The organism is Pseudomonas sp. M5, assembly GCF_016907075.1.
GTDB lineage: Bacteria > Pseudomonadota > Gammaproteobacteria > Pseudomonadales > Pseudomonadaceae > Aquipseudomonas > Aquipseudomonas putida_E.
This window is the reverse complement of sequence record NZ_JAFBBH010000001.1, coordinates 3,862,691-3,882,213: the sequence shown is the minus strand read 5'-3', so window position 1 is coordinate 3,882,213 and position 19,523 is coordinate 3,862,691. Positions and strand designations below refer to the sequence as shown.

Here is a 19,523-nt window from a genome sequence, read left to right as displayed (position 1 = left end):
GGGAGATAAGTCACTGAGGGGTAGAAGAAATTTCCACTCGCATTGTGGGAAATTTCTTGCGAAGCGCATTACAGAAGAAAACAGGTATCGCGAGACTCACCAACCACCCCATGAGCCCGCCTTCAGTGCGGGCTCATGGGGCCTCTCAGGCGCGCACGGCCTCGGGCAATGGCAGGGCCAACAACCGCTCATCAAGCAGGCCCAGGCCTTCCTGGAACAGCTGGTTACTGCGTTCGGTCTCACCGAGGCCAGCCAGCAGCCGGGCCAGTTCGGCGCAGGTTTCCGGGTTGCGCTCCATGCGCAAGCTGCTTTCCAGGTAATCGCGCGCCTTGCCCCAAAGGCGGTTCTGCAAGCAAAGGCGTCCAAGCGTCAGCAACAGGCTCGGGTCCTGGGGATGCGCCTTGAGCCAGCCCTCGGCTGTTTGCAGTTGACGCGCCGGATCATCGCCGCGCACCAGGCCATACAGGCGCGCAAGGTGGCTTTCGTAGTCACGCTTGAGGGCAGCGCGTAGTACCTGTTCGGCTTCGCCTTGAGCGCCCACCTGGCGCAGTTGTTCGGCATAAGCCAGCACCAACCGGGGCTCCTGACGCTGGGCCGCAGTCAGCTGTTGCCAGGCGCGCTCCAACGACTGACGGGCGCTTTGCTCATCGTCGCCACGGGTCGCCGCAAGCCCCAGGTTCTGACCCCAGGCACGCTGTTCCAGTGCAGCGAGTTCCTCGGCCGGCAGCACTTTGCCCTTGCGCAAGTCGGGCAACAGGCGAATCAACGCCGACCAGTCGCCGCGCTCCAGATACAGGCGCTGCAACAAGCGCAAGACCTGATTGTTGTGCGGGTGCCGCTCCTGCATGGCCAGCAGGGCTTCCAGGGCGCCATCGCTTTCGCCACGGTCCATCTGCAATTGCGCATGGGCCAGGGCGACCGCCAGTTCCGCCTGGGGCTGACGCTCCAGTGCACGCTCGAGCAGGTTGTCCCTGTCTTCCGTTCGCCCCTGTTCATTGGCCGCACGCGCGGCACCGAGGTAATACAGCAATGGCTGGCGTTCGGCCTCGGCGGCGCGGTGCAAGTGACGTTGGGCGCTGGCCCAACGACCCTCGGCGAGGTCCAGCTGGCCCTGCTCGATTGCGATGCGAATGCGACGGCTGCGGTTGCGTCGCGACCAGGGGTTGACCACACCACTGGACGTCAGCACCAGCCCAACCAGATAGCGCAGCAGCCACAACAGTGCGAGCACGGCAACCAGCGCCGCGAGCGCCGCCCACAGCCCGGACTGGTAACGGAAGCCACCGTAGGAAATCAATACGTAGCCGCTGTGCTTGGCCACCGCGATGCCCAGTGCCGCAGCGATCACGATCGCCAGCACGGCCAGCAGGTACACACGTTTCATGGTTTGCCCCCCTCACCCTCGGCAGGCAGATGGCGGCGCTGGATATACGCCTGCACCGCAGCCAGGCTTTCGCTCAGGTCCGGGGTAACCACCGACACCGGTTGCTCGGCCAGCGCATTGAGGCTTTCGAGCATGGCCTTGCTCTGCGGGTTGTCAGCGTTGAAATTGGCCACCAGCACACTGCGCGCATCATCCAGCGCCTGGGTGTAGACCTTGGCGTCGCCATTGAGCGCAGCCCACTGGGCTTGCTCGATGGTCAGGCTCAGGGCCAGGCGCAACTGGTTGAGCGACTGCCCGGCCAGCAACGGACGGACGTTGTCGTCGGCGTTGAAATCGATCTGGAAGTACTTGGAAATCTCCGCCCACCACTGCGCCAGGCGGCTGGCGCCATCGCCATCGGCGGTCAAAGCACCGAGGGCATCGGCATCGCTGTCGAATTCCGGCGACTGGGCGTTGAGCTGCTGCACCAACTCCCGCTGGGCAGCCAGCTTCAGATACAAACCGGTACGGTCCGGCTGCTGGGTGCTGTTGAGCGTTGCCAGGCTACGCGCCAACTGCTCGCGCGCGGCAAACGAGCCAGGGTCGCTCTGCTCGCGCAGGATTTCGTCGGCGCCTTCGACCAGGGCCTTGGCGCTGGTGATGTCCTGCAGGGCCGAAAGCCGCAGGGTGGCCAGGCGCAACAGGTGCTCGGCCTCGGCCAGGCGCCATTCCTTGCGGCTTTCGCCAAGCACGGTTTCAAGCCGCTGGCTCAAGCGCTGCTGGTCACCCTGCAACTGCGCCACCAGGCGGCGGCGGTCTTCCAGTTCGCTGGCTGCCGGCAGGCTGGCCAACTGGGCACTGATCTGTTGCTCGCGCTGCTGCAGTGCAGCGGCACGCTGGCTAAGCGCCTCGAGGTGCTCACCCTGGCTCAGCTCACTGCCTTGCAGATGCCGCACCTGCCAGACACCCCACCCGCCCACTGCGACCCCAGCGGCACCCACCAACAATGCCAGCAAGGCCAGGCCTGTGCCGGAACGTTTGGCAGGTGGGGGGGTGACGGGTTGCGTCGGCTCCTGCGCCGACGGCTGATCATTGTGGGACAAGACAGTTTCGCTCACGTATCCATCCTTTGCATGGGGGCGCGTCGCTCTGAGCTTAGCGCCTTAAGAGGCAGGTGCAGCGCTGCGCTGCACGGCTGCCAGCAAGGCCGTGGCACTCGCGCCACGGCAATCCACAATCTGTTGTGCCCCTGCGGCCCTGGCCTGCTCGGCCACCCTGGGGCTCGGCACGAACAATGGCAAGCGCGCCACACGCGGCCAATCGGCAGCGGCCATCCGTTGCAGGTGTTCAAGACCCTGCCCACTGCTGACCACCACGCCGTTCAGGCGTTCCGCTTCGATGCGACCCACCAGCGTGCCCGCCGGATACACCGGCAGACAACGACGATACAGTTCCAGATAATCGACACTAGCACCTTGCTCTGCAAGACGCTCGGCCAGCAGTTCGCGACCCCCTACACCACGCACGATCAGGACACGTGGCGCAGGCCCCGCCATAGCCTCGTGCAAGGCCGGGAGCGTGAGCAAGGCTTCGCTGTCGTCACCCTGTGCAGGGTAAGTCACCGTCAGCCCCGCAGACTGCAACACCGCCGCCGTGGCTTCACCTACAGTGAACCATCCGGCTGAAGGGGGCTGCAGCCCTGCTTGTGCGAGTTGCGCAAGCAGCAACCTGGCTGCAGGTTTACTGACCACGATCATGGCCTGGCACTGCCCTAGCCCGGCAAGCTGCTGGCGCTGCCGAGCGTCCGGTTGCACTGGCTCGATCGCCAGCAAGGGCAGGCAGGCGCTGGCAATGCCGGCAGCTGCCAGCGTCTGCGCCAGCGCCGCGCAGTCCTCTTCAGGACGGGTCAGCAACAGGCGCCAGGGGCTCACGGGTGCCCGGCCTCACCGTAGACTTCCTTGAGAATGGCCGCGGCACCTTGGCCCAGCAGGTCTTCGGCCACCTGCACCCCCAACGTTTCGGCGGATGCCCGCGGTGCACGGGCGTCAGCCACCAGCAGGGTCCCACCGCTGGGCTGGCCAACCAGCCCGCGCAGCCATAGTTGCTCGCCTTCGAGCACGGCATAGCAGGCAATCGGTACCTGGCAGCCGCCGTTCAAGTGCTTGTTCAACGCTCGTTCGGCCACCACACGGTCAGCGGTATCGGCGTGGTGCAAAGGCGCCAACAGCGCATGGATCTCGCTGTCTGCGCTACGGCATTCGATGCCCACTGCGCCCTGGCCACCGGCCGGCAGGCTGTCGTCGACGCTGATGCTGGCGGTGATGCGCTCTTCGAAGCCCAGGCGGATCAGGCCCGCCGCGGCAAGGATGATGGCGTCATACTCACCGGCATCGAGCTTGGCCAGGCGAGTGTTGACGTTGCCGCGCAGAAAGCGGATTTGCAGGTCAGGGCGGCGCGCCAGCAACTGGGCCTGACGGCGCAGGCTGGAGGTGCCGACGATGCTACCGGCAGGCAGAGCCTCAAGGCTGGGAAAATGGTTGGAAACGAAGGCATCGCGCGGGTCTTCACGTTCACAGATGCAGTAAAGGCCCAGGCCTTCGGGGAAGTCCATGGGTACGTCCTTCATCGAATGCACGGCGATGTCGGCCTCATTGTCCAGCAGGGCGGTTTCCAGCTCCTTGACGAACAGGCCTTTGCCGCCGATCTTCGCCAGCGGCGCGTCGAGCAGTTTGTCGCCGCGGCTGACCATGGGCACCAGAGTCACCCGAAGGCCAGGGTGCGCCTGTTCGAGGCGGGCTTTGACGTATTCGGCCTGCCACAGGGCCAAGGCACTTTTACGGGTGGCAATGCGGATTTCGCGAGTGGACATGGAACGCCCCAATGCTTAGGAATACCGCCGATGATAACAGCTCCGTCGGTTTCGCTAGCAGATGTGGGTCACGATCCAGTTTTGCCTTGTGCGCCCTCATCGCCGTTTGCCGGAGATGAGGGCCCTGCAGGGATCACAGCGTCTGCATCATCTTGCGTACGCCAGCCACATGCCGGCGGCTGACAGTCAAGGCATCACCATCCAGGCCCTTGAGGAACAGTTGAAAATGCCCAAGCGGCGTGCGCTGCAGGCGTTCGATGCGCTCGCGGGCTACCAGGGCGTTGCGGTGGATACGCACGAAGCGTTCGCCGAACTCATCTTCCAGGGCCTTGAGCGGCTCATCAAGCAGCACTTCACCTGCTTCATGGCGCAACGTCACATATTTGTGGTCGGCGATGAAATAGATCACCTGCGGCAAAGGGATCAGCTCGATGCCCTTGCGCGTACGCGCGCTGATATGGCTGCGCGGGCCACCCCCTTCACTGCCCGGCCGGGTCAGCGCCGCCAACTGCGTACGGCTGGGTTTCTCAGCCTTGCGCAAGGCATCGCGCAGGGCATGGGGATGGATCGGTTTGGTTACATGGCTGAGGGTGCTGTCCGTGAAAGCCTCTGCGCCGTATTCATCGTCACCGGTGCAGAACACCACCGACGGTGGCGCTTCGCGCTCGCACAGGCGGGCCGCGACCTGCAGGCCATCGAGGCCCGGCATGCCGATGTCCAGCAGGACCACATCGGGCTTGAGGCTTTCGATCAGGGCCAGGGCCTCCTCGCCGTTGGTGGCGCTGGGCTCCAGCACGGTGTACCCCTCCAGTTCCCCGAATAACCGCGTCAAGCGTTCACGGGCTTGGGGTTCGTCATCAACGATCAGGACATTCATAATTGCTCTGGATTCCTGAGTGAGTCTCGCACAGGTATAGCGTAGACAGTTGCAGGTCGAGCGACACTGCGGTCACGCTCTAGACCAATACGATGGCCAAAGATTCACTGCGCCGGCAGATTCGCTGCCAGTCCTTTGTCCAACTGTAGACGGTCCGTGGAACACTGCCGTTCAATCGTTGAATATCGTCTTCACCTGCATTGAGCGCTGTTTTCTGCCGATTTCTGTCGACCGGCGTCCTTCGGCCACAAGCCCAACCCTGCTATTATCGGCGCCACTTTTTCGTTCACGCCTTCAACGAGTGAATCCATGAGCACCGACAAGACCAATCAGTCCTGGGGCGGCCGCTTCAGTGAACCCGTCGACGCCTTCGTCGCCCGCTTCACCGCCTCGGTCGATTTCGACAAGCGCCTGTACCGCCACGACATCATGGGTTCGATCGCCCACGCCACCATGCTGGCGCAGGTCGGTGTACTCAGCGATGCCGAGCGCGACACCATCATCGATGGCCTGAACACCATCCAGGGTGAAATTGAAGCCGGCAATTTCGACTGGCGCGTCGACCTCGAAGACGTGCACATGAACATCGAAGCACGCCTGACCGACCGCATCGGCATTACCGGCAAGAAGCTGCACACCGGCCGTAGCCGCAACGACCAGGTCGCCACCGACATCCGCCTGTGGCTGCGCGACGAGATCGACCTGATTCTGGCCGAGATCACCCGCCTGCAGCAGGGCCTGCTGGAACAGGCCGAGCGTGAAGCCGAAACCATCATGCCGGGCTTCACCCACCTGCAGACCGCTCAGCCAGTCACCTTCGGCCACCACCTGCTGGCCTGGTTCGAAATGCTCAGCCGTGACTACGAGCGCCTGGTCGACTGCCGCAAGCGCGCCAACCGCATGCCTCTGGGCAGCGCTGCGCTGGCTGGCACCACCTACCCGATCGACCGCGAGCTGACCTGCAAGCTATTGGGTTTCGAAGCCGTTGCCGGCAACTCGCTGGATGGCGTTTCGGACCGTGATTTCGCCATCGAATTCTGCGCTGCCGCCAGCGTGGCGATGATGCACCTGTCGCGCTTCTCCGAAGAGCTGGTGCTGTGGACCAGCGCCCAGTTCCAGTTCGTCGATCTGCCCGACCGTTTCTGCACTGGCAGCTCGATCATGCCGCAGAAGAAGAACCCGGACGTGCCGGAGCTGGTGCGTGGCAAGAGCGGCCGTGTGTTCGGCGCCCTGACCGGCCTGCTGACCTTGATGAAAGGCCAGCCGCTGGCCTACAACAAGGACAACCAGGAAGACAAGGAGCCGCTGTTCGACGCCGCCGATACCCTGCGCGATTCGCTGCGTGCCTTTGCCGACATGATCCCAGCCATCAAGCCACGCCACGCGATCATGCGCGAAGCGGCCCTGCGCGGCTTCTCTACCGCCACCGACCTGGCCGACTACCTGGTGCGCCGCGGCCTGCCGTTCCGTGATTGCCACGAAATCGTCGGCCATGCCGTGAAGTATGGCGTCGACACCGGCAAGGACCTGGCCGAGATGAGCCTGGACGAACTGCGCCAGTTCAGCGACCAGATCGAGCAGGATGTGTTCGCCGTGCTGACCCTGGAAGGCTCGGTGAATGCCCGCGACCACATTGGCGGCACTGCGCCGGCGCAGGTGCGTGCTGCCGTTGTACGTGGCAAGGCGCTGCTGGCTTCGCGCTAAGCGCCATTGCGAGGGCTTGGCCCTCGATCGCCGGCAAGCCGGCTCCCACTCGACCGCATCGGCTTCAAGCCCTGTGCAGTACCAGTAGGAGCCGGCTTGCCGGCGATTGGGCTGCAAGGCAGCCCTGGTCTTCAGCGCTTACCGCTGCGAATCATCTCCATGAAGGCCGGCATCGCCGCCTCCTTGTCTGCCACGATCCGCGCCATATGCGGGTTTTCGTGCATTTTCTGCAGCAGCGCCTTGGCCTCAGGGAAGTCGGCGAGGAAGTCGACGTTCAGCACCTTCTTGCCTACTGCACAAGCCAGGTCGACCGAGAAGCAGAACATCAGGTCGGCAATCGTCAGTTGTTCACCGGCTACATAGGGTGCAAAACGGCCATTGCGCTTCAACGTGGCGAACCCCGCCAGCAGATCCGCACGCGCGCGCTCCTTGATCAAGGGCTCTACCGCCGCGCCAAAGAACGACTCGGCATAGCAGGTACGGGCCGGCAGCTCGATGTACAGCTCGATCTCCTTGAGCAGCTCGCGCACCTTGGCCTGCTCGAACGGGTCGGCTGGCAGCAGCGCCTTACCCGGCTGGGTCTGCTCGATATAGTCGAGAATCACACCGGTTTCGCTGAGCAAGCCGTGTTCGGTCTGCAGCACCGGCACTTTGCCGCGCGGGCTGACGTCCAGCGCCTGAGCCGTCTGACCACCATAGAAGGTGACCTCTTCGAACGGCAGGCCCTTTTCCAGCAGGGCCAGCTTGACCATGTTGTAGTAGTTGCTGACCGAGAATCCGTGAAGCTTGAGCATGGGGTAACAGCCTCCAGGCCGTAGGGGATTGGCCGGGCTTTTATAGCTCGTTACGCCAGTGCCTGACCAGCGTCATGCACCCGGTCGATGACCGGGCATTGCCGACGCGGGCATGGCACACTGTGTGCCCAATCACAGGAGTAGCGCCATGAGCGAGCCCACCGACATCGACAATGACGACGAAGCCTTCGCCGAGGCGACGCTGACCCAGGCCATCGAAAACCAGATCGAAAGCGGCGAACCGCCGGCAGCCAAGGCTACGTTCAACAAGCTGAGCCTGGTTGGCTACGAGCGCGAAGACATCCTCAACCTCATGGCCCACGTGCTGGCCATCGAGATCGACAACATGCTCGACGAGGACCGTCCGTTCAACACCGAGTGGTACGAAACCGCCCTGCGCGCTCTGCCCGAGCTGCCACCTGAGGCAGATCAAGGCGAGGACGAATAACCCGGCTACACTCCAGGGTCAGGCACCGCTGGCGGTGCCGCCATCCTCGTCTGGAAGTCAGGAGTCGCCATGTCCTTCACCCCCGAACTGATTGCTGAACTGGAAGTCCTTGCCCTGTTCAACCTGGACAGCAGCCAGGAAGGCATCAAGATTCACGCCAATGCCTCCCCCGCGCTGGTCGCAGCAGCTCGACGCCTGCATGAAAAGCAATTGACCGATCAGCCCGATGGCGGTTACCTCACCAGCCTTGGGCATGACGCAGTCGAAAGCGTGCAACTGCTGCTGAACATTCTCAAGTCGCCCCAGCCGGCATAAACCTGCCCCGCCCCATCGCTGGCAAGCCGGCGATGGGGCCCGCCAAGGCGCAAGAAAAATGGCGTCAAAACTCCAATTGCCGCTTATCCGAGTGCATTACTCAGGCTAAACTCGCCAGAGCTCCCCCGGCCTGCCCTGAGTGTGCAATGACCCACCCCCACGAAATCCGCCCCGATATCGACGAAGGCATCGACCGCAAGGTGCTGGCGAAATTGCGTGCGCGGTTTCTGCAACTGAATACAGGCCGGCTACAGCGCGCCATGGATGGGCTTTCGACCCGCCAGCAACAGGTGTTGACCCTGCTACCACTGCTGTTTCACGTCAACCACCCGCTGCTGCCTGGCTATGTTTCAGGTAGCACTCCGGCCGGCGTGTCGGGCTTCGAGCCCGATGCCAATCTGGTCGCCGAAGGCCAGCGCCTGGCGCGATCGTTCACGTACAAGACACGCCTGGGCAACCCCAACCGCCCGATCCACGGCCTGTTCCTGATGGGCAGCCTTGGCACGCTGGCCCAGGCTGAGCAAAGCGACATCGACCTGTGGGTCTGTCATGCCCCCGGCCTGGGTGACAGCCAGCTCGATGAACTGCGACGCAAATGCCAGTTGCTCGAAACCTGGGCCGCCAGCCTGGGCGCCGAAGCACACTGCTTCCTGATCGACCCGCAAAGCTTCGCCCAAGGCCTGCGCGACAGCCAGCTGAGCTCTGACGATTGTGGCACCACCCAGCACTACCTGCTGCTCGACGAGTTCTACCGCACGGCCATCTGGCTGGCCGGGCGCACACCGCTTTGGTGGCTGGTGCCAGCGTATGAAGAGCGCAACTACAGCAGCTATACCGAAACCTTGCTGTCCAAGCGTTTCATCCGCAGCACCGATGCCCTCGATCTCGGCAACCTGGCCCACATCCCGGCCGGCGAATTCGTCGGCGCTGGCCTGTGGCAGCTGTTCAAAGGTATCGACTCACCTTACAAGTCACTGCTCAAGCTGTTGCTGACCGAGGCCTACGCCAGCGAACATCCAGCCGTGCGCTGCCTGAGCCTGGACTACAAGCAGGCGGTATTCGCCAACCACCTCGACCTCGACGCGCTCGATCCCTATGTGATGGTTTACCGGCGCATCGAACGCTACCTGCAAGCGCGCGGTGAAACCAGGCGGCTGGAGCTGGCAAGGCGCAGCCTTTACCTGAAGGTCAACAAGAAACTCAGCGGCCTGGACCGCGCACGAAGCAACGGCTGGCAGCGCCGGTTGCTCAAACGCCTGGTCGATGAGTGGGGTTGGGACGAGCGCCAACTGGCGTTGCTCGACAGCCGCAGCCAATGGAAAGTGCGTCAGGTCGCCGTGGAGCGCCGCGAGCTGGTTGCCGAGCTGAACCATAGCTACCGCTTCCTCAGCCAGTTCGCGCAAAACAACAATGCCAGCAGCCGCGCCGACCAGCGTGACCTGAATGTGCTGGGCCGGCGCCTTTATGCCGCGTTCGAGCGCCGTGCCGGCAAGATAGAAGTGATCAACCCCGGCATTGCCCCGGACCTCGCCGAGGACACCCTGACCCTGGTCCAGTCGCCGAACCGCAAGGAACCGGGCAGCCATCACTGGGGCCTGTACAACGGTAACCTCAGTGTTCACGAATGGGAGCACTTCAGCCCGATCAAACGCTGCCGAGAGCTGATCGAGCTGCTGACCTGGGCACACCGCAACGGCGTCATCGACAGCACCACGCGCCTGGCGCTGCACCCCGGCGCCAGTGACCTGAACGAGTTCGAGCTGTTCAACCTGCTCGGCAGCCTGCAGCAGAGCATCCCTCTGCCATTGGAAACCGTCAGTGAAGTGCGCCTGTTGCAACCGAGCGTGGCCAACGAGATTCTGCTGCTGGTCAACGTCGGTGTCGATCCGTTGCGACACCATCGCGACTTGAACATCCTGATGACCACCGAGCGAACCGACTCGCTGAGCTACGCGGGCGTTCGCGAAAACCTGGTGCTGACCCTCGACCAGATTACCCTCAACAGCTGGAACGAAGTGTTGGTCCAGCGTTACGACGGCGAGCACGCCCTGGCACGTTGCCTGCGCGATTTCCTCAACAGCCTCGGCCAGCGCAGCCACCGGCCGCGCGTGCGGGTGCGCTGTTTCTGCCACAACCGCGCCCAGGCCATCAGCCAGCGGGTCGAGGAGATTTTCGACACGGTGCAGCTGTTGCTAGATCAGGGGCGCAACCACCGCTACCTGCTCCAGGTGGCGCAGCACACACACGTGCTGGAACTGCTGCCCGGCCAGGTCAGCCTGACCACCCTCGCAGAGCATGAGGCCGTACTCGAATGCCTGGGCGAAGAACGCAGCACCTACAGCCCGCTGTACCTGGATGCCAATGCCCTGCAGGACCACGACCTGCCACTGGTACTGGAAAACGCACGCCCCGGCTGCATCCAGGTGTTCTACCGCCTGCTCGAGGGCTGGGCCGACCTGTATGTGCTGGATGAGTACAATGCCCTGTGGCAGCAACGCCTGCCCTTGCACGACGAAAACCACCTGCTGCTGCCGCTGCAGCGCTTTCTGCGCTCGATGGTAATGCGCCACGACGCACGCGTGCCGCTGGACAACCTGCAGCAAGTACCATTGCAGACCCACTATGCGCAACTGCTGCCCTCGGGGCCGGGCAAGGCCCGCAGCATAGAGCCGCGGCCAACGCCAGACGACCTCAATGATCAGCCGTATTACGAGGTGCAGGCCATCGTCCAGGCCGGCACGGGCGATGACATGCATGTCACGCTCTATTGCAATCAGCAGGAGTTTTCCGAGCTTGACCATGGCGATGAGCTCTATACCGTGGTCGCCCGACAGATTCTCAGCCAGCGCCGCAGCGCCGGGCACTACCGCTGTTACATCACAGATCTTGACCTGTCCGAACTGCTCGATGACGAACGGGGCTCGACCCTCCTCTACCTGCGCTACAAGCGCGAGCTGGAGCAGGCTCTGAACGATGGCCTGGCGCAGTTGCAGGCAACCCTGGAGCCTTGAACCCTCAGAGGTCGAAATCGCCCGCAGCTTCAGGCTGGTACTCGACGGCCAGCAACTTGAGCTTGAGGGTCTTGCCCCCCGGCGCAGGCCAGTCGATCTGCTCGCCCACCGACAAGCCCAGCAGTGCGCAACCGATCGGCGCCAGGATCGATACCTTGCCTTCGCCGCCGGCATCCTTCGGATACACCAGGGTCAGGTGGTAGTCCTTGCCACTGGCTTCTTCGCGGCAGTGCACGCGCGAATTCATGGTCACAACACCAGCCGGCACCTCCTCGTGACCGACCACCTGCTCGGCGCGGTCCAGCTCGTCCTGCAGGGCGAGCACACCCGGGGTACTTTCGTCGAGGCTGTCGATCAGGCGCTCCAGACGCTGCACGTCCAATCGGGTAAGGATGAGGGAAGGCTTGGTGCTCATGATCCAGTCAGACTCCATTGAACAGTTGGTTTTCTAGGGGCAGATAAAGCAAAACCCCGCCCAGAGGGCGGGGTTTGATGAGTGCTTTGGCGTCACCGACGCATAACCCGACACTACCACAGCCGGGCAAATACTCAAGCCTGCGCGCGCAAGGCCTCGGCTTCGCGGCAAATCTGCCGGCGCCGTTCGTCGTCGGCCGAGCGCCACTCACGAATGTGCTCGACATGGCGGTGGCAACCGGTGCAAACGCGCTGTTCATCCAGCCGGCACACGCTGATGCACGGCGACGGCACCGCTGGGCTGACGTTGCTGTAAAGCGGCTTGGCGGGCCGCGCCTGGGCGCTCATCTCAGATCTCGTCGAAGTCCAGCTTTTCGCCGGCCCGCTCCCAGACAATCCGCTCGAGGATCTCGCCCAGCAGCTCTTCGCTCTTCTCGCAGACCCACTTGCCGCTCTCTTCGTCGTAGTCGAAGTGGAAGCCACCGGAGCGGTCGGCCAGCCAAAGCTGACGCAGTGGCTCCTGGCGGCTGAAGATCAGCTGGCTGCCGTTGTCGAACTTGATGGTAAGGACGCCGGCGGAATTCTCCATGTCCAGGTCCAGGCCGCTCTCGTCGAACAGGTCTTCCAGGGCCTGTTGGGTGGCGTCGACCAGATCATGGAAACGCGCTTCGCTCAAACTCATTGCAGGAACCTCGAAATTGGCTGCGTTACAGGCAGGCCGGGCACGATACGGGCGCTTGGCGCCAGCCGCAAGCGGCGAGCTCCAAGCTGCAAGAAAAAGCACAGCGTACACCTGAGCGCTTTTTCTTGCCGCTTGCCGCTCGCCGCTTGTGGCTAATTTCTGCCCGCCCGGCGGACCGGCTCTTGCATAGGCAATCCGGCAGTCGCTCGGTATACTCGGGCGCAATACTGCATATTTCAAAGGATTTCACCCATGAAGCGCCTGATTTCCTCGCTCGCGGCGCTGGTCGCGGTTGCCTGCCTCGTTTCGGCCTGCGGTCAGAAAGGCCCCCTGTACCTGCCAGAAGACGGCAAGGACGGCAAGGGCAGCCAGAAGTCGCATCAGCACCAGCACGCTCAGCCTGTCCAGCCACAGGATGAGCAGCCAATCGAGCCCGAGCAAACGCCAGAGCAGTAAGGAAATCAGATGAACGCTTTCAATTACCGCGACGGTGAACTGTTCGCGGAGGGCGTGGCCCTGTCGGCCATCGCCGAACGTTTCGGCACCCCCACCTACGTGTACTCGCGCGCCCACATCGAGGCCCAGTACCGCAGCTATACCGATGCCCTGCAAGGTATCGAGCACCTGGTGTGCTTCGCGGTCAAGGCCAACTCCAACCTTGGCGTGCTGAACGTTCTGGCTCGCATGGGCGCAGGCTTCGACATCGTTTCCGGCGGTGAGCTGGAGCGGGTACTGGCCGCCGGTGGGCGGGCTGACCGTGTGGTGTTCTCCGGCGTCGGCAAGACCCGCGAAGACATGCGCCGGGCGCTGGAAGTCGGCGTTCATTGCTTCAACGTCGAATCCACCGACGAACTGGAGCGCCTGCAGGTGGTTGCCGCCGAGATGGGCAAGGTTGCCCCGGTCTCGCTGCGGGTCAACCCGGACGTCGATGCCGGCACCCACCCGTACATTTCCACCGGCCTCAAAGAGAACAAGTTCGGCATCGCCATCGCCGACGCCGAAGCCATCTACGTGCGTGCCGCGCAGCTGCCCAACCTGGAAGTGGTCGGTGTCGACTGCCACATCGGTTCGCAGCTGACCACCGTAGAGCCCTTCCTCGACGCCCTCGACCGCCTGCTGGACCTGGTCGACCGCTTGGCCGATTGCGGCATCCACCTGCGCCACCTGGACCTGGGCGGCGGTGTTGGCGTGCGCTATCGCGACGAAGAGCCGCCACTGGTAGCCGATTACATCAAGGCCATCCGCGAGCGCGTCGGCGGTCGTGACCTGGCCCTGGTGTTCGAGCCAGGCCGCTACATCGTAGCCAACGCCGGTGCCCTGCTGACCCGCGTGGAATACCTCAAGCACACCGAACACAAAGACTTCGCCATCATCGATGCGGCGATGAACGACCTGATCCGCCCAGCCCTGTACCAGGCCTGGATGGGCGTCAGCGCGGTCACCCCACGTGAGGGCGAAGGCCGTGCCTACGACCTGGTCGGGCCAATCTGCGAGACCGGCGACTTCCTCGCCAAGGACCGCCAGCTGAACCTGGCCGAAGGTGACCTGCTGGCTGTGCAGTCTGCGGGCGCCTATGGTTTCGTCATGAGCTCGAACTACAACACCCGTGGCCGTTGTGCGGAAATCCTGGTCGACGGCGATCAGGCTTTCGAAGTCCGCCGTCGCGAGACCATTGCCGAACTGTACGCTGGCGAAAGCCTGCTGCCGGAGTGACCCCATGCTTCTGCGTTTTACCAAGATGCATGGGCTGGGCAATGACTTCATGGTCCTGGACCTGGTCAGCCAGCACGCACATATCCAGCCCAAGCACGCCAAGCAATGGGGCGACCGCCACACCGGCATCGGCTTCGACCAGCTGCTGATCGTCGAGGCACCGAACAATCCGGAAGTGGATTTCCGCTACCGGATCTTCAATGCCGACGGTTCGGAAGTGGAGCAATGCGGCAACGGTGCGCGCTGCTTCGCACGGTTCGTGCTGGACAAACGCTTGACCGCGAAAAAGCGCATCCGTGTTGAAACCAAGGGCGGCATCATCGAGCTGGACGTGCAGAACGACGGCCAGGTGTGTGTCGACATGGGCCCGCCGCGCTTCATTCCCGCCGAAATCCCATTCGTCGCTGATGAGCAGGCGCTCAATTACCCGCTGGAAGTCGACGGCGAGTTGCACTCTATTGCTGCCGTGTCCATGGGTAACCCGCATGCCGTGCTGCGCGTCGATGACATACGTACTGCGCCGGTTCATGGCCTGGGCCCGAAAATCGAGAACCACCCACGCTTCCCGCAGCGGGTGAACGCCGGTTTCCTCCAGGTCGTTGACCGCCACCGCGCCAACCTGCGGGTATGGGAACGTGGCGCTGGCGAGACCCAGGCCTGCGGCACCGGTGCCTGTGCAGCAGCCGTGGCAGCCATCAGCCAGGGCTGGATGGACTCTCCGGTGTCCCTGGACCTGCCTGGTGGGCGCCTGCACATCGAGTGGGCCGGCCCCGGCACGTCCGTGTTGATGACTGGCCCAGCCGTACGCGTCTACGAAGGACAGGTTCGTCTCTAAGCGAGTAACCGCCATGACCGATCAGCCCAAGGTTGTACCCCAGCAGTCCAGTGAGCTCGATGCCGAAGCGGTGGTCGCCTACCTGCGCGCCCACCCGACCTTTTTCGCCGAACACGACGAACTGCTGGTCGAGCAACGTATCCCTCACCAGCGTGGCGACAGCGTGTCGCTGGTGGAACGCCAGCTCAAACTGCTACGCGATCGCAACATCGAGATGCGCCATCGCCTGTCGCAACTGATGGACGTGGCCCGGGACAACGACCGGCTGTTCGAAAAGACTCGCCGGCTGATCCTCGACCTGCTCGATGCCGGCAGCCTGGAAGAAGTGGTCATGGCGGTCGAAGACAGCCTGCGCCAGGAGTTCCAGGTCCCGTTCGTCAGCCTGATCCTGTTCGGTGACCATGCAGCACCGGTCGGCCGTTGGGTCAGTAATGCCGAGGCCCAGCAGGCCATCGGCGGGCTGCTGGGCGGCGGCAAGACAGTCAGTGGCAACCTGCGTGAGCACGAACTGGCCTTCCTGTTCGGTGAGGAGCAGCACCATGAAGTGGGCTCCAGCGCCGTCGCTGCCCTGGAGTACCAAGGGTTGCACGGCGTGCTGGCAATAGGCAGCCGCGACCCGCAACACTACAAGAGCAGCGTCGGCACCCTGTTCCTTGGCTACATCGCCGAAGTGCTCGGCCGCGTGGTCCCGCGCGTTACCCAGCCCCTGCGCCCGGTGCGCTGATGGAACGCCAGCTGGAGGCTTATTGCGCCCACCTGCGCAACGAGCGCCAGGTGTCCGAACACACGCTGCTGGCCTACCGCCGCGACCTCGAAAAGGTCATCGAATACTGCAACACCCAAGGCATCGCGGGCTGGGGCGCCTTGCAGATCCAGCAACTGCGCCAACTGATCGCCCGCCAGCATCATCAGGGGCAGTCCTCGCGCAGCCTGGCGCGGCTACTGTCGGCGGTACGCGGGCTGTATCGCTACCTGAACCGTGAAGGCCTCTGCCAGCACGATCCCGCCAGCGGCCTGAGCGCGCCCAAGGGCGAGCGCCGGCTGCCCAAGGTGCTGGACACCGACCGTGCCCTGCAACTGCTCGACGGCGGCGTCGACGACGACTTCATCGCCCGCCGCGACCAGGCCATCCTCGAACTGTTCTATTCCTCTGGCCTGCGCCTGTCCGAGCTGACCAACCTCGACCTTGAGCACCTGGACCTTGCTGCCGGCCTGGTACAGGTGCTCGGCAAAGGTGGCAAGGCGCGCGTGCTGCCCGTCGGCCGCAAGGCGCGCGAGGCCATGCAGCAGTGGTTGCGGCTACGCGGCATCGGCGGCCCGCGTGACGGCGCCGTCTTCATCAGCCGCCAAGGCAATCGCCTTGGGCCACGGGCTATCCAGATGCGGGTCAAGGCAGCCGGTGAACGCGAACTGGGCCAGCACCTGCACCCGCACATGCTTCGCCATTCATTCGCCAGCCATGTGCTGGAATCGTCCCAGGACCTGCGGGCGGTGCAGGAAATGCTCGGCCATGCCGACATCAGCACCACACAGATCTACACCCACCTGGACTTCCAGCACCTGGCCGCGGTGTACGACAGCGCCCACCCACGGGCCAAACGCAGCAAAGGCACAGACTCATGAGCATCAAGCTGATCACGTTCGACCTTGACGACACCCTGTGGGACACCGCGCCAGTGATTGCCAGCGCGGAAGTCGTGCTGCGCGACTGGCTGCAGGCCAACGCTCCAATACTTGGCGGCGTGCCGGTGGAACACCTGTTCGCCATCCGCGAACGTCTGGTGCAGGCCGAGCCGGGCCTCAAGCACCGTATCAGCGCCCTGCGCCGGCGTGTGCTGTTCCATGCGCTGGAAGAGGTGGGATACAGCGAAAAGCACGCTCAGGAGCTGGCCAACGAAGGGTTTGAGGTGTTCTTGCATGCCCGGCATCAGGTCGAGGTGTTCCCCGAAGTGCAGCCGGTGCTGGAAATTCTGCGCCACCACTACACCCTGGGCGTGGTCACCAATGGCAATGCCGACGTACGCCGCCTGGGCCTGGCCGATTACTTCCGCTTCGCCCTGTGCGCCGAGGACCTGGGGATAGGCAAACCAGACCCGGCGCTCTTCATCGAAGCGCTGAAGCGTGGCGAAGTAGAGGCCAGTGCCGCCGTGCATGTTGGCGATCACCCCGGTGATGACATTGGCGGCGCCCAGCGCGCAGGCTTGCGTGCGGTGTGGTTCAACCCCCAGGGCAAGGCCTGGTTGGGGGAAGCGGCGCCGGATGCCGAAGTCCAGCGCCTGTCGCAGCTGCCCGACATACTTGCGCGCTGGCGCTGACAGGGGCCGCTTTGCGGCAGTGAAAACCAGTAGCCACAAAAAAGCCCGCAGCGACGGCGGGCTTTTTGGTGTTCAGCCACTCAGATAGGGCGGCTGCCGTACTTGTTGTCCGGCTTCTTGGGCGGGTCGGCGACTACATTGGCCTCGACTTCCTGCACCTTGCCACCGCGCGAAAGGAATTCTTCCATCGCTTTGGCCAGGGCATCACGCTCCTTTTGCTTGGCTTCCATGCTCGGCATCTCGTCTACCGAGACAGCCGCCTTGGATTTGCCCTTGGCAACCGGTGCCGGGCTGCTGTCGTCATCGCCAGCGTCTTCGGCGCCATCGCCAGCCGCAGCGTCGAGGCTATCATCAGCCTCGTCTTCGTCGCCTACTTCGAGGTCATCATTTTCCAGATCGTCGTCGCTCATGTTCTACCTCATGACTTGCGAAAAGCAGGTTGGTTATAGACCAGTGCAGCCGTAGACCGGCAGCCACCAGTGAAAATTCAACTGGCCGTGGGTTGGCCACTGCCCTTGGGACGGCACTCCTGATGGGACGCCCCGCCCGGCAGGCCCTGCTCCTGGCAGGACCTGACAAAACCTTGCAGCCCTTGCTGTCCACACGCTAATGGCAAGCCTAGCAAAGGCTGACGAAGCGTGCGGACAACTCGTGCAACACCTCTCGGCGCGCATTCTAGCGCGCCCGTGGAAAAAGCAAAGCTCCATAAACGCCCTGCTTGTTGTAAGTTTTTGGCTTACGTCGCGAACGTGACTGATAAACCGTTTGCTCTGCGGGAAATGGCAAAAAACAGGCAAAAAAAATGCCCGGCAAGCCGGGCAAGTTTTTCCAGCGTCGCAGTTACAGGTTGTAACCGCGTTCGTTGTGTTGAGCCAGGTCGAGGCCGACCGACTCTTCTTCTTCGTTGACCCGCAGGCCCATCACCACGTCCAGCACCTTGAGGATCACGTAGGTGACGATGGCGGTGTAGACCACGGTGAAAATCACGCCCTTGGCCTGGATCCAGACCTGCGCACCGATATCGGTGACCGCGCCGAAGCCGCCCAGGGCCGGTGCCGCGAACACACCGGTGAGGATCGCGCCGATGATGCCGCCGATGCCATGCACGCCGAAGGCATCCAGGGAGTCGTCATAACCCAGCTTGCGCTTGAGGGTGGTAGCGCAGAAGTAGCAGAGCACGCCAGACACCAGGCCAATCACCAGGGCGCCCATCGGGCCCACGGTGCCGGCAGCCGGGGTGATGGCAACCAGGCCGGCGACCACACCCGAGGCGATGCCCAGGGCGCTAGGTTTGCCGTGGCCGATCCACTCGGCGAACATCCAGCCCAACGCTGCAGCAGCGGTGGCGATCTGGGTCACCAGCATGGCCATGCCGGCAGTGCCGTTGGCGGCTGCGGCGGAGCCGGCGTTGAAGCCGAACCAGCCGATCCACAGCATGGCTGCGCCCATCAGGGTGTAGCCCAGGTTGTGCGGGGCCATCGGGGTAGTCGGGTAGCCTTTGCGCTTGCCCAGTACCAGGCAGCAGACCAGGCCGGCGATACCTGCGTTGATGTGCACCACGGTGCCGCCAGCGAAGTCGAGCACGCCCCAGTCCCACATCAGCGCGCCATCACCGCTCCAGACCATGTGCGCGATCGGTGCGTAGACCAGGGTGAACCAGATGCCCATGAACACCAGCATCGCCGAGAACTTCATGCGTTCGGCGAAGGCACCCACGATCAGCGCCGGGGTGATGATGGCGAAGGTCATCTGGAAGGTAATGAAGACCGCTTCAGGGAACAGTGCGGCAGCCGACGTCAGGCCGTCCGGCGTTACGCCGCTGAGGAACGCCTTGGAGAAGCCGCCGACGAAGGAATTGAAGTTGAGCACGCCCTTTTCCATACCAGTGGTATCGAAGGCCATGCTGTAACCGTAAACGACCCAGAGAATGCTCATCAGGCCGGTGATGGCAAAGCATTGCATCATCACCGAGAGTACGTTCTTCGAACGCACCATACCGCCGTAGAACAGGGCCAGGCCCGGGATGGTCATGAACAGCACCAGCGCCGTGGCAGTCAGCATCCAGGCGGTGTCACCGGAGTTCAGTACTGGGGCGGCAGCCTCCTCTGCCAGGGCGAGGCCCGGCATTACGAGGGACAATAGGGCTCCTAGCCCTGCGATCTTACGCAGAGTCATGTTGTTTT

21 protein-coding genes are annotated in these 19,523 nt (G+C 63.4%); 10 read left to right on the top strand and 11 right to left on the bottom strand.

The annotated features are described in order from the left end of the window. Window positions 1-145: 145 nt before the first annotated feature. From JOE27_RS17700 to JOE27_RS17680, 5 genes are all read right to left on the bottom strand, one after another. A complete protein-coding gene (locus JOE27_RS17700) occupies window positions 146-1,384 on the bottom strand; it encodes a heme biosynthesis protein HemY (RefSeq protein WP_046786960.1) in 1,239 nt (412 codons plus the stop codon). Next, window positions 1,381-2,481, bottom strand: a complete 1,101-nt coding sequence (locus JOE27_RS17695; protein ID WP_115273315.1) for a uroporphyrinogen-III C-methyltransferase — start codon at window positions 2,479-2,481, stop codon at window positions 1,381-1,383. Before JOE27_RS17695 ends, JOE27_RS17700 begins: the two co-directional genes overlap by 4 nt. Before the next feature lie 45 nt (window positions 2,482-2,526). Beyond that, on the bottom strand, window positions 2,527-3,294 hold the full coding sequence (locus JOE27_RS17690) for a uroporphyrinogen-III synthase (protein ID WP_115273314.1): 768 nt from the start codon (window positions 3,292-3,294) through the stop codon (window positions 2,527-2,529). Next, complete coding sequence (hemC, locus tag JOE27_RS17685) at window positions 3,291-4,232, bottom strand: hydroxymethylbilane synthase (protein WP_125923595.1); 942 nt, start codon at window positions 4,230-4,232, stop codon at window positions 3,291-3,293. Before hemC ends, JOE27_RS17690 begins: the two co-directional genes overlap by 4 nt. A 133-nt stretch (window positions 4,233-4,365) precedes the next feature. Beyond that, window positions 4,366-5,109, bottom strand: coding sequence for a LytTR family DNA-binding domain-containing protein (locus JOE27_RS17680; RefSeq protein WP_115273313.1), 744 nt, complete (start codon window positions 5,107-5,109; stop codon window positions 4,366-4,368). A gap of 309 nt (window positions 5,110-5,418) precedes the next feature. On the opposite strand from JOE27_RS17680, the gene argH reads away from it, so the two are divergent. Further along, window positions 5,419-6,813, top strand: coding sequence for an argininosuccinate lyase (gene argH / locus JOE27_RS17675; protein WP_115273312.1), 1,395 nt, complete (start codon window positions 5,419-5,421; stop codon window positions 6,811-6,813). A gap of 131 nt (window positions 6,814-6,944) precedes the next feature. Here argH and JOE27_RS17670 read toward each other — a convergent pair whose 3' ends face one another. Continuing rightward, window positions 6,945-7,607 carry a glutathione S-transferase gene (locus tag JOE27_RS17670; RefSeq protein ID WP_046786955.1) on the bottom strand — a complete coding sequence of 221 codons (663 nt, stop codon included), beginning with the start codon at window positions 7,605-7,607 and terminating at the stop codon, window positions 6,945-6,947. Between the two features lie 148 nt (window positions 7,608-7,755). Here JOE27_RS17670 and JOE27_RS17665 point away from each other — a divergent pair, with 148 nt between their 5' ends. From JOE27_RS17665 to JOE27_RS17655, 3 genes are all read left to right on the top strand, one after another. Next, on the top strand, window positions 7,756-8,055 hold the full coding sequence (locus JOE27_RS17665) for a hypothetical protein (protein WP_046786954.1): 300 nt from the start codon (window positions 7,756-7,758) through the stop codon (window positions 8,053-8,055). Between the two features lie 69 nt (window positions 8,056-8,124). Next, a complete protein-coding gene (locus JOE27_RS17660; RefSeq protein ID WP_012312198.1) occupies window positions 8,125-8,370 on the top strand; it encodes a TIGR02647 family protein in 246 nt (81 codons plus the stop codon). A gap of 146 nt (window positions 8,371-8,516) precedes the next feature. Beyond that, window positions 8,517-11,381 carry a class I adenylate cyclase gene (locus tag JOE27_RS17655; RefSeq protein ID WP_204919352.1) on the top strand — a complete coding sequence of 955 codons (2,865 nt, stop codon included), beginning with the start codon at window positions 8,517-8,519 and terminating at the stop codon, window positions 11,379-11,381. Window positions 11,382-11,385: 4 nt separating this feature from the next. On the opposite strand, the gene rnk is transcribed toward JOE27_RS17655, so the two are convergent. From rnk to cyaY, 3 genes are all read right to left on the bottom strand, one after another. Further along, window positions 11,386-11,796: a nucleoside diphosphate kinase regulator gene (gene rnk / locus JOE27_RS17650; RefSeq protein WP_012312196.1), complete on the bottom strand. Its 411-nt coding sequence runs from the start codon at window positions 11,794-11,796 to the stop codon at window positions 11,386-11,388. Window positions 11,797-11,930: 134 nt separating this feature from the next. Then, the gene (locus JOE27_RS17645; RefSeq protein ID WP_039601412.1) at window positions 11,931-12,143 is read right to left on the bottom strand and encodes a DUF1289 domain-containing protein; all 213 of its coding nucleotides are present in this window, start codon (window positions 12,141-12,143) and stop codon (window positions 11,931-11,933) included. Between the two features lies 1 nt (window position 12,144). Then, entirely contained in the window at window positions 12,145-12,477 is a 333-nt protein-coding gene (gene cyaY / locus JOE27_RS17640; RefSeq protein WP_204919350.1) for an iron donor protein CyaY, read from the bottom strand. Between the two features lie 252 nt (window positions 12,478-12,729). Here cyaY and JOE27_RS17635 point away from each other — a divergent pair, with 252 nt between their 5' ends. Genes JOE27_RS17635 through JOE27_RS17610 form a run of 6 tightly spaced genes read left to right on the top strand, consistent with a single transcriptional unit; the run spans window position 12,730 to window position 17,340 of the window. Then, entirely contained in the window at window positions 12,730-12,933 is a 204-nt protein-coding gene (locus JOE27_RS17635; protein ID WP_012312193.1) for a lipoprotein, read from the top strand. Window positions 12,934-12,942: 9 nt separating this feature from the next. Continuing rightward, a complete protein-coding gene (lysA, locus tag JOE27_RS17630; RefSeq protein WP_174141053.1) occupies window positions 12,943-14,190 on the top strand; it encodes a diaminopimelate decarboxylase in 1,248 nt (415 codons plus the stop codon). A gap of 4 nt (window positions 14,191-14,194) precedes the next feature. Then, a complete protein-coding gene (gene dapF / locus JOE27_RS17625) occupies window positions 14,195-15,025 on the top strand; it encodes a diaminopimelate epimerase (RefSeq protein ID WP_046786951.1) in 831 nt (276 codons plus the stop codon). A gap of 13 nt (window positions 15,026-15,038) precedes the next feature. Then, complete coding sequence (locus tag JOE27_RS17620; protein ID WP_012312190.1) at window positions 15,039-15,749, top strand: DUF484 family protein; 711 nt, start codon at window positions 15,039-15,041, stop codon at window positions 15,747-15,749. Then, on the top strand, window positions 15,749-16,648 hold the full coding sequence (gene xerC, locus JOE27_RS17615) for a tyrosine recombinase XerC (RefSeq protein WP_012312189.1): 900 nt from the start codon (window positions 15,749-15,751) through the stop codon (window positions 16,646-16,648). Before JOE27_RS17620 ends, xerC begins: the two co-directional genes overlap by 1 nt. Further along, a complete protein-coding gene (locus tag JOE27_RS17610; RefSeq protein WP_204919348.1) occupies window positions 16,645-17,340 on the top strand; it encodes an HAD family hydrolase in 696 nt (231 codons plus the stop codon). The genes xerC and JOE27_RS17610 overlap by 4 nt, the downstream gene beginning before the upstream one ends. An 80-nt stretch (window positions 17,341-17,420) precedes the next feature. On the opposite strand, the gene sutA is transcribed toward JOE27_RS17610, so the two are convergent. Continuing rightward, the gene (gene sutA, locus JOE27_RS17605; RefSeq protein ID WP_046786948.1) at window positions 17,421-17,750 is read right to left on the bottom strand and encodes a transcriptional regulator SutA; all 330 of its coding nucleotides are present in this window, start codon (window positions 17,748-17,750) and stop codon (window positions 17,421-17,423) included. Between the two features lie 430 nt (window positions 17,751-18,180). Continuing rightward, window positions 18,181-19,515: an ammonium transporter gene (locus JOE27_RS17600; protein ID WP_046786947.1), complete on the bottom strand. Its 1,335-nt coding sequence runs from the start codon at window positions 19,513-19,515 to the stop codon at window positions 18,181-18,183. Between the last annotated feature and the right edge of the window lie 8 nt (window positions 19,516-19,523).

Excerpts from the sequence above, each read along its gene's own strand:
- JOE27_RS17700 (WP_046786960.1), bottom strand. The coding sequence starts at position 1,384 with ATGAAACGTGTGTACCTGCTGGCCGTGCTGGCGATCGTGATCGCTGCG.
- hemC (WP_125923595.1), bottom strand. The coding sequence starts at position 4,232 with ATGTCCACTCGCGAAATCCGCATTGCCACCCGTAAAAGTGCCTTGGCC.
- JOE27_RS17680 (WP_115273313.1), bottom strand. The coding sequence starts at position 5,109 with ATGAATGTCCTGATCGTTGATGACGAACCCCAAGCCCGTGAACGCTTG.
- argH (WP_115273312.1), top strand. The coding sequence starts at position 5,419 with ATGAGCACCGACAAGACCAATCAGTCCTGGGGCGGCCGCTTCAGTGAA.
- JOE27_RS17670 (WP_046786955.1), bottom strand. The coding sequence starts at position 7,607 with ATGCTCAAGCTTCACGGATTCTCGGTCAGCAACTACTACAACATGGTC.
- JOE27_RS17665 (WP_046786954.1), top strand. The coding sequence starts at position 7,756 with ATGAGCGAGCCCACCGACATCGACAATGACGACGAAGCCTTCGCCGAG.
- JOE27_RS17660 (WP_012312198.1), top strand. The coding sequence starts at position 8,125 with ATGTCCTTCACCCCCGAACTGATTGCTGAACTGGAAGTCCTTGCCCTG.
- JOE27_RS17655 (WP_204919352.1), top strand. The coding sequence starts at position 8,517 with ATGACCCACCCCCACGAAATCCGCCCCGATATCGACGAAGGCATCGAC.
- rnk (WP_012312196.1), bottom strand. The coding sequence starts at position 11,796 with ATGAGCACCAAGCCTTCCCTCATCCTTACCCGATTGGACGTGCAGCGT.
- JOE27_RS17645 (WP_039601412.1), bottom strand. The coding sequence starts at position 12,143 with ATGAGCGCCCAGGCGCGGCCCGCCAAGCCGCTTTACAGCAACGTCAGC.
- cyaY (WP_204919350.1), bottom strand. The coding sequence starts at position 12,477 with ATGAGTTTGAGCGAAGCGCGTTTCCATGATCTGGTCGACGCCACCCAA.
- JOE27_RS17635 (WP_012312193.1), top strand. The coding sequence starts at position 12,730 with ATGAAGCGCCTGATTTCCTCGCTCGCGGCGCTGGTCGCGGTTGCCTGC.
- lysA (WP_174141053.1), top strand. The coding sequence starts at position 12,943 with ATGAACGCTTTCAATTACCGCGACGGTGAACTGTTCGCGGAGGGCGTG.
- dapF (WP_046786951.1), top strand. The coding sequence starts at position 14,195 with ATGCTTCTGCGTTTTACCAAGATGCATGGGCTGGGCAATGACTTCATG.
- JOE27_RS17620 (WP_012312190.1), top strand. The coding sequence starts at position 15,039 with ATGACCGATCAGCCCAAGGTTGTACCCCAGCAGTCCAGTGAGCTCGAT.
- xerC (WP_012312189.1), top strand. The coding sequence starts at position 15,749 with ATGGAACGCCAGCTGGAGGCTTATTGCGCCCACCTGCGCAACGAGCGC.
- JOE27_RS17610 (WP_204919348.1), top strand. The coding sequence starts at position 16,645 with ATGAGCATCAAGCTGATCACGTTCGACCTTGACGACACCCTGTGGGAC.
- sutA (WP_046786948.1), bottom strand. The coding sequence starts at position 17,750 with ATGAGCGACGACGATCTGGAAAATGATGACCTCGAAGTAGGCGACGAA.
- JOE27_RS17600 (WP_046786947.1), bottom strand. The coding sequence starts at position 19,515 with ATGACTCTGCGTAAGATCGCAGGGCTAGGAGCCCTATTGTCCCTCGTA.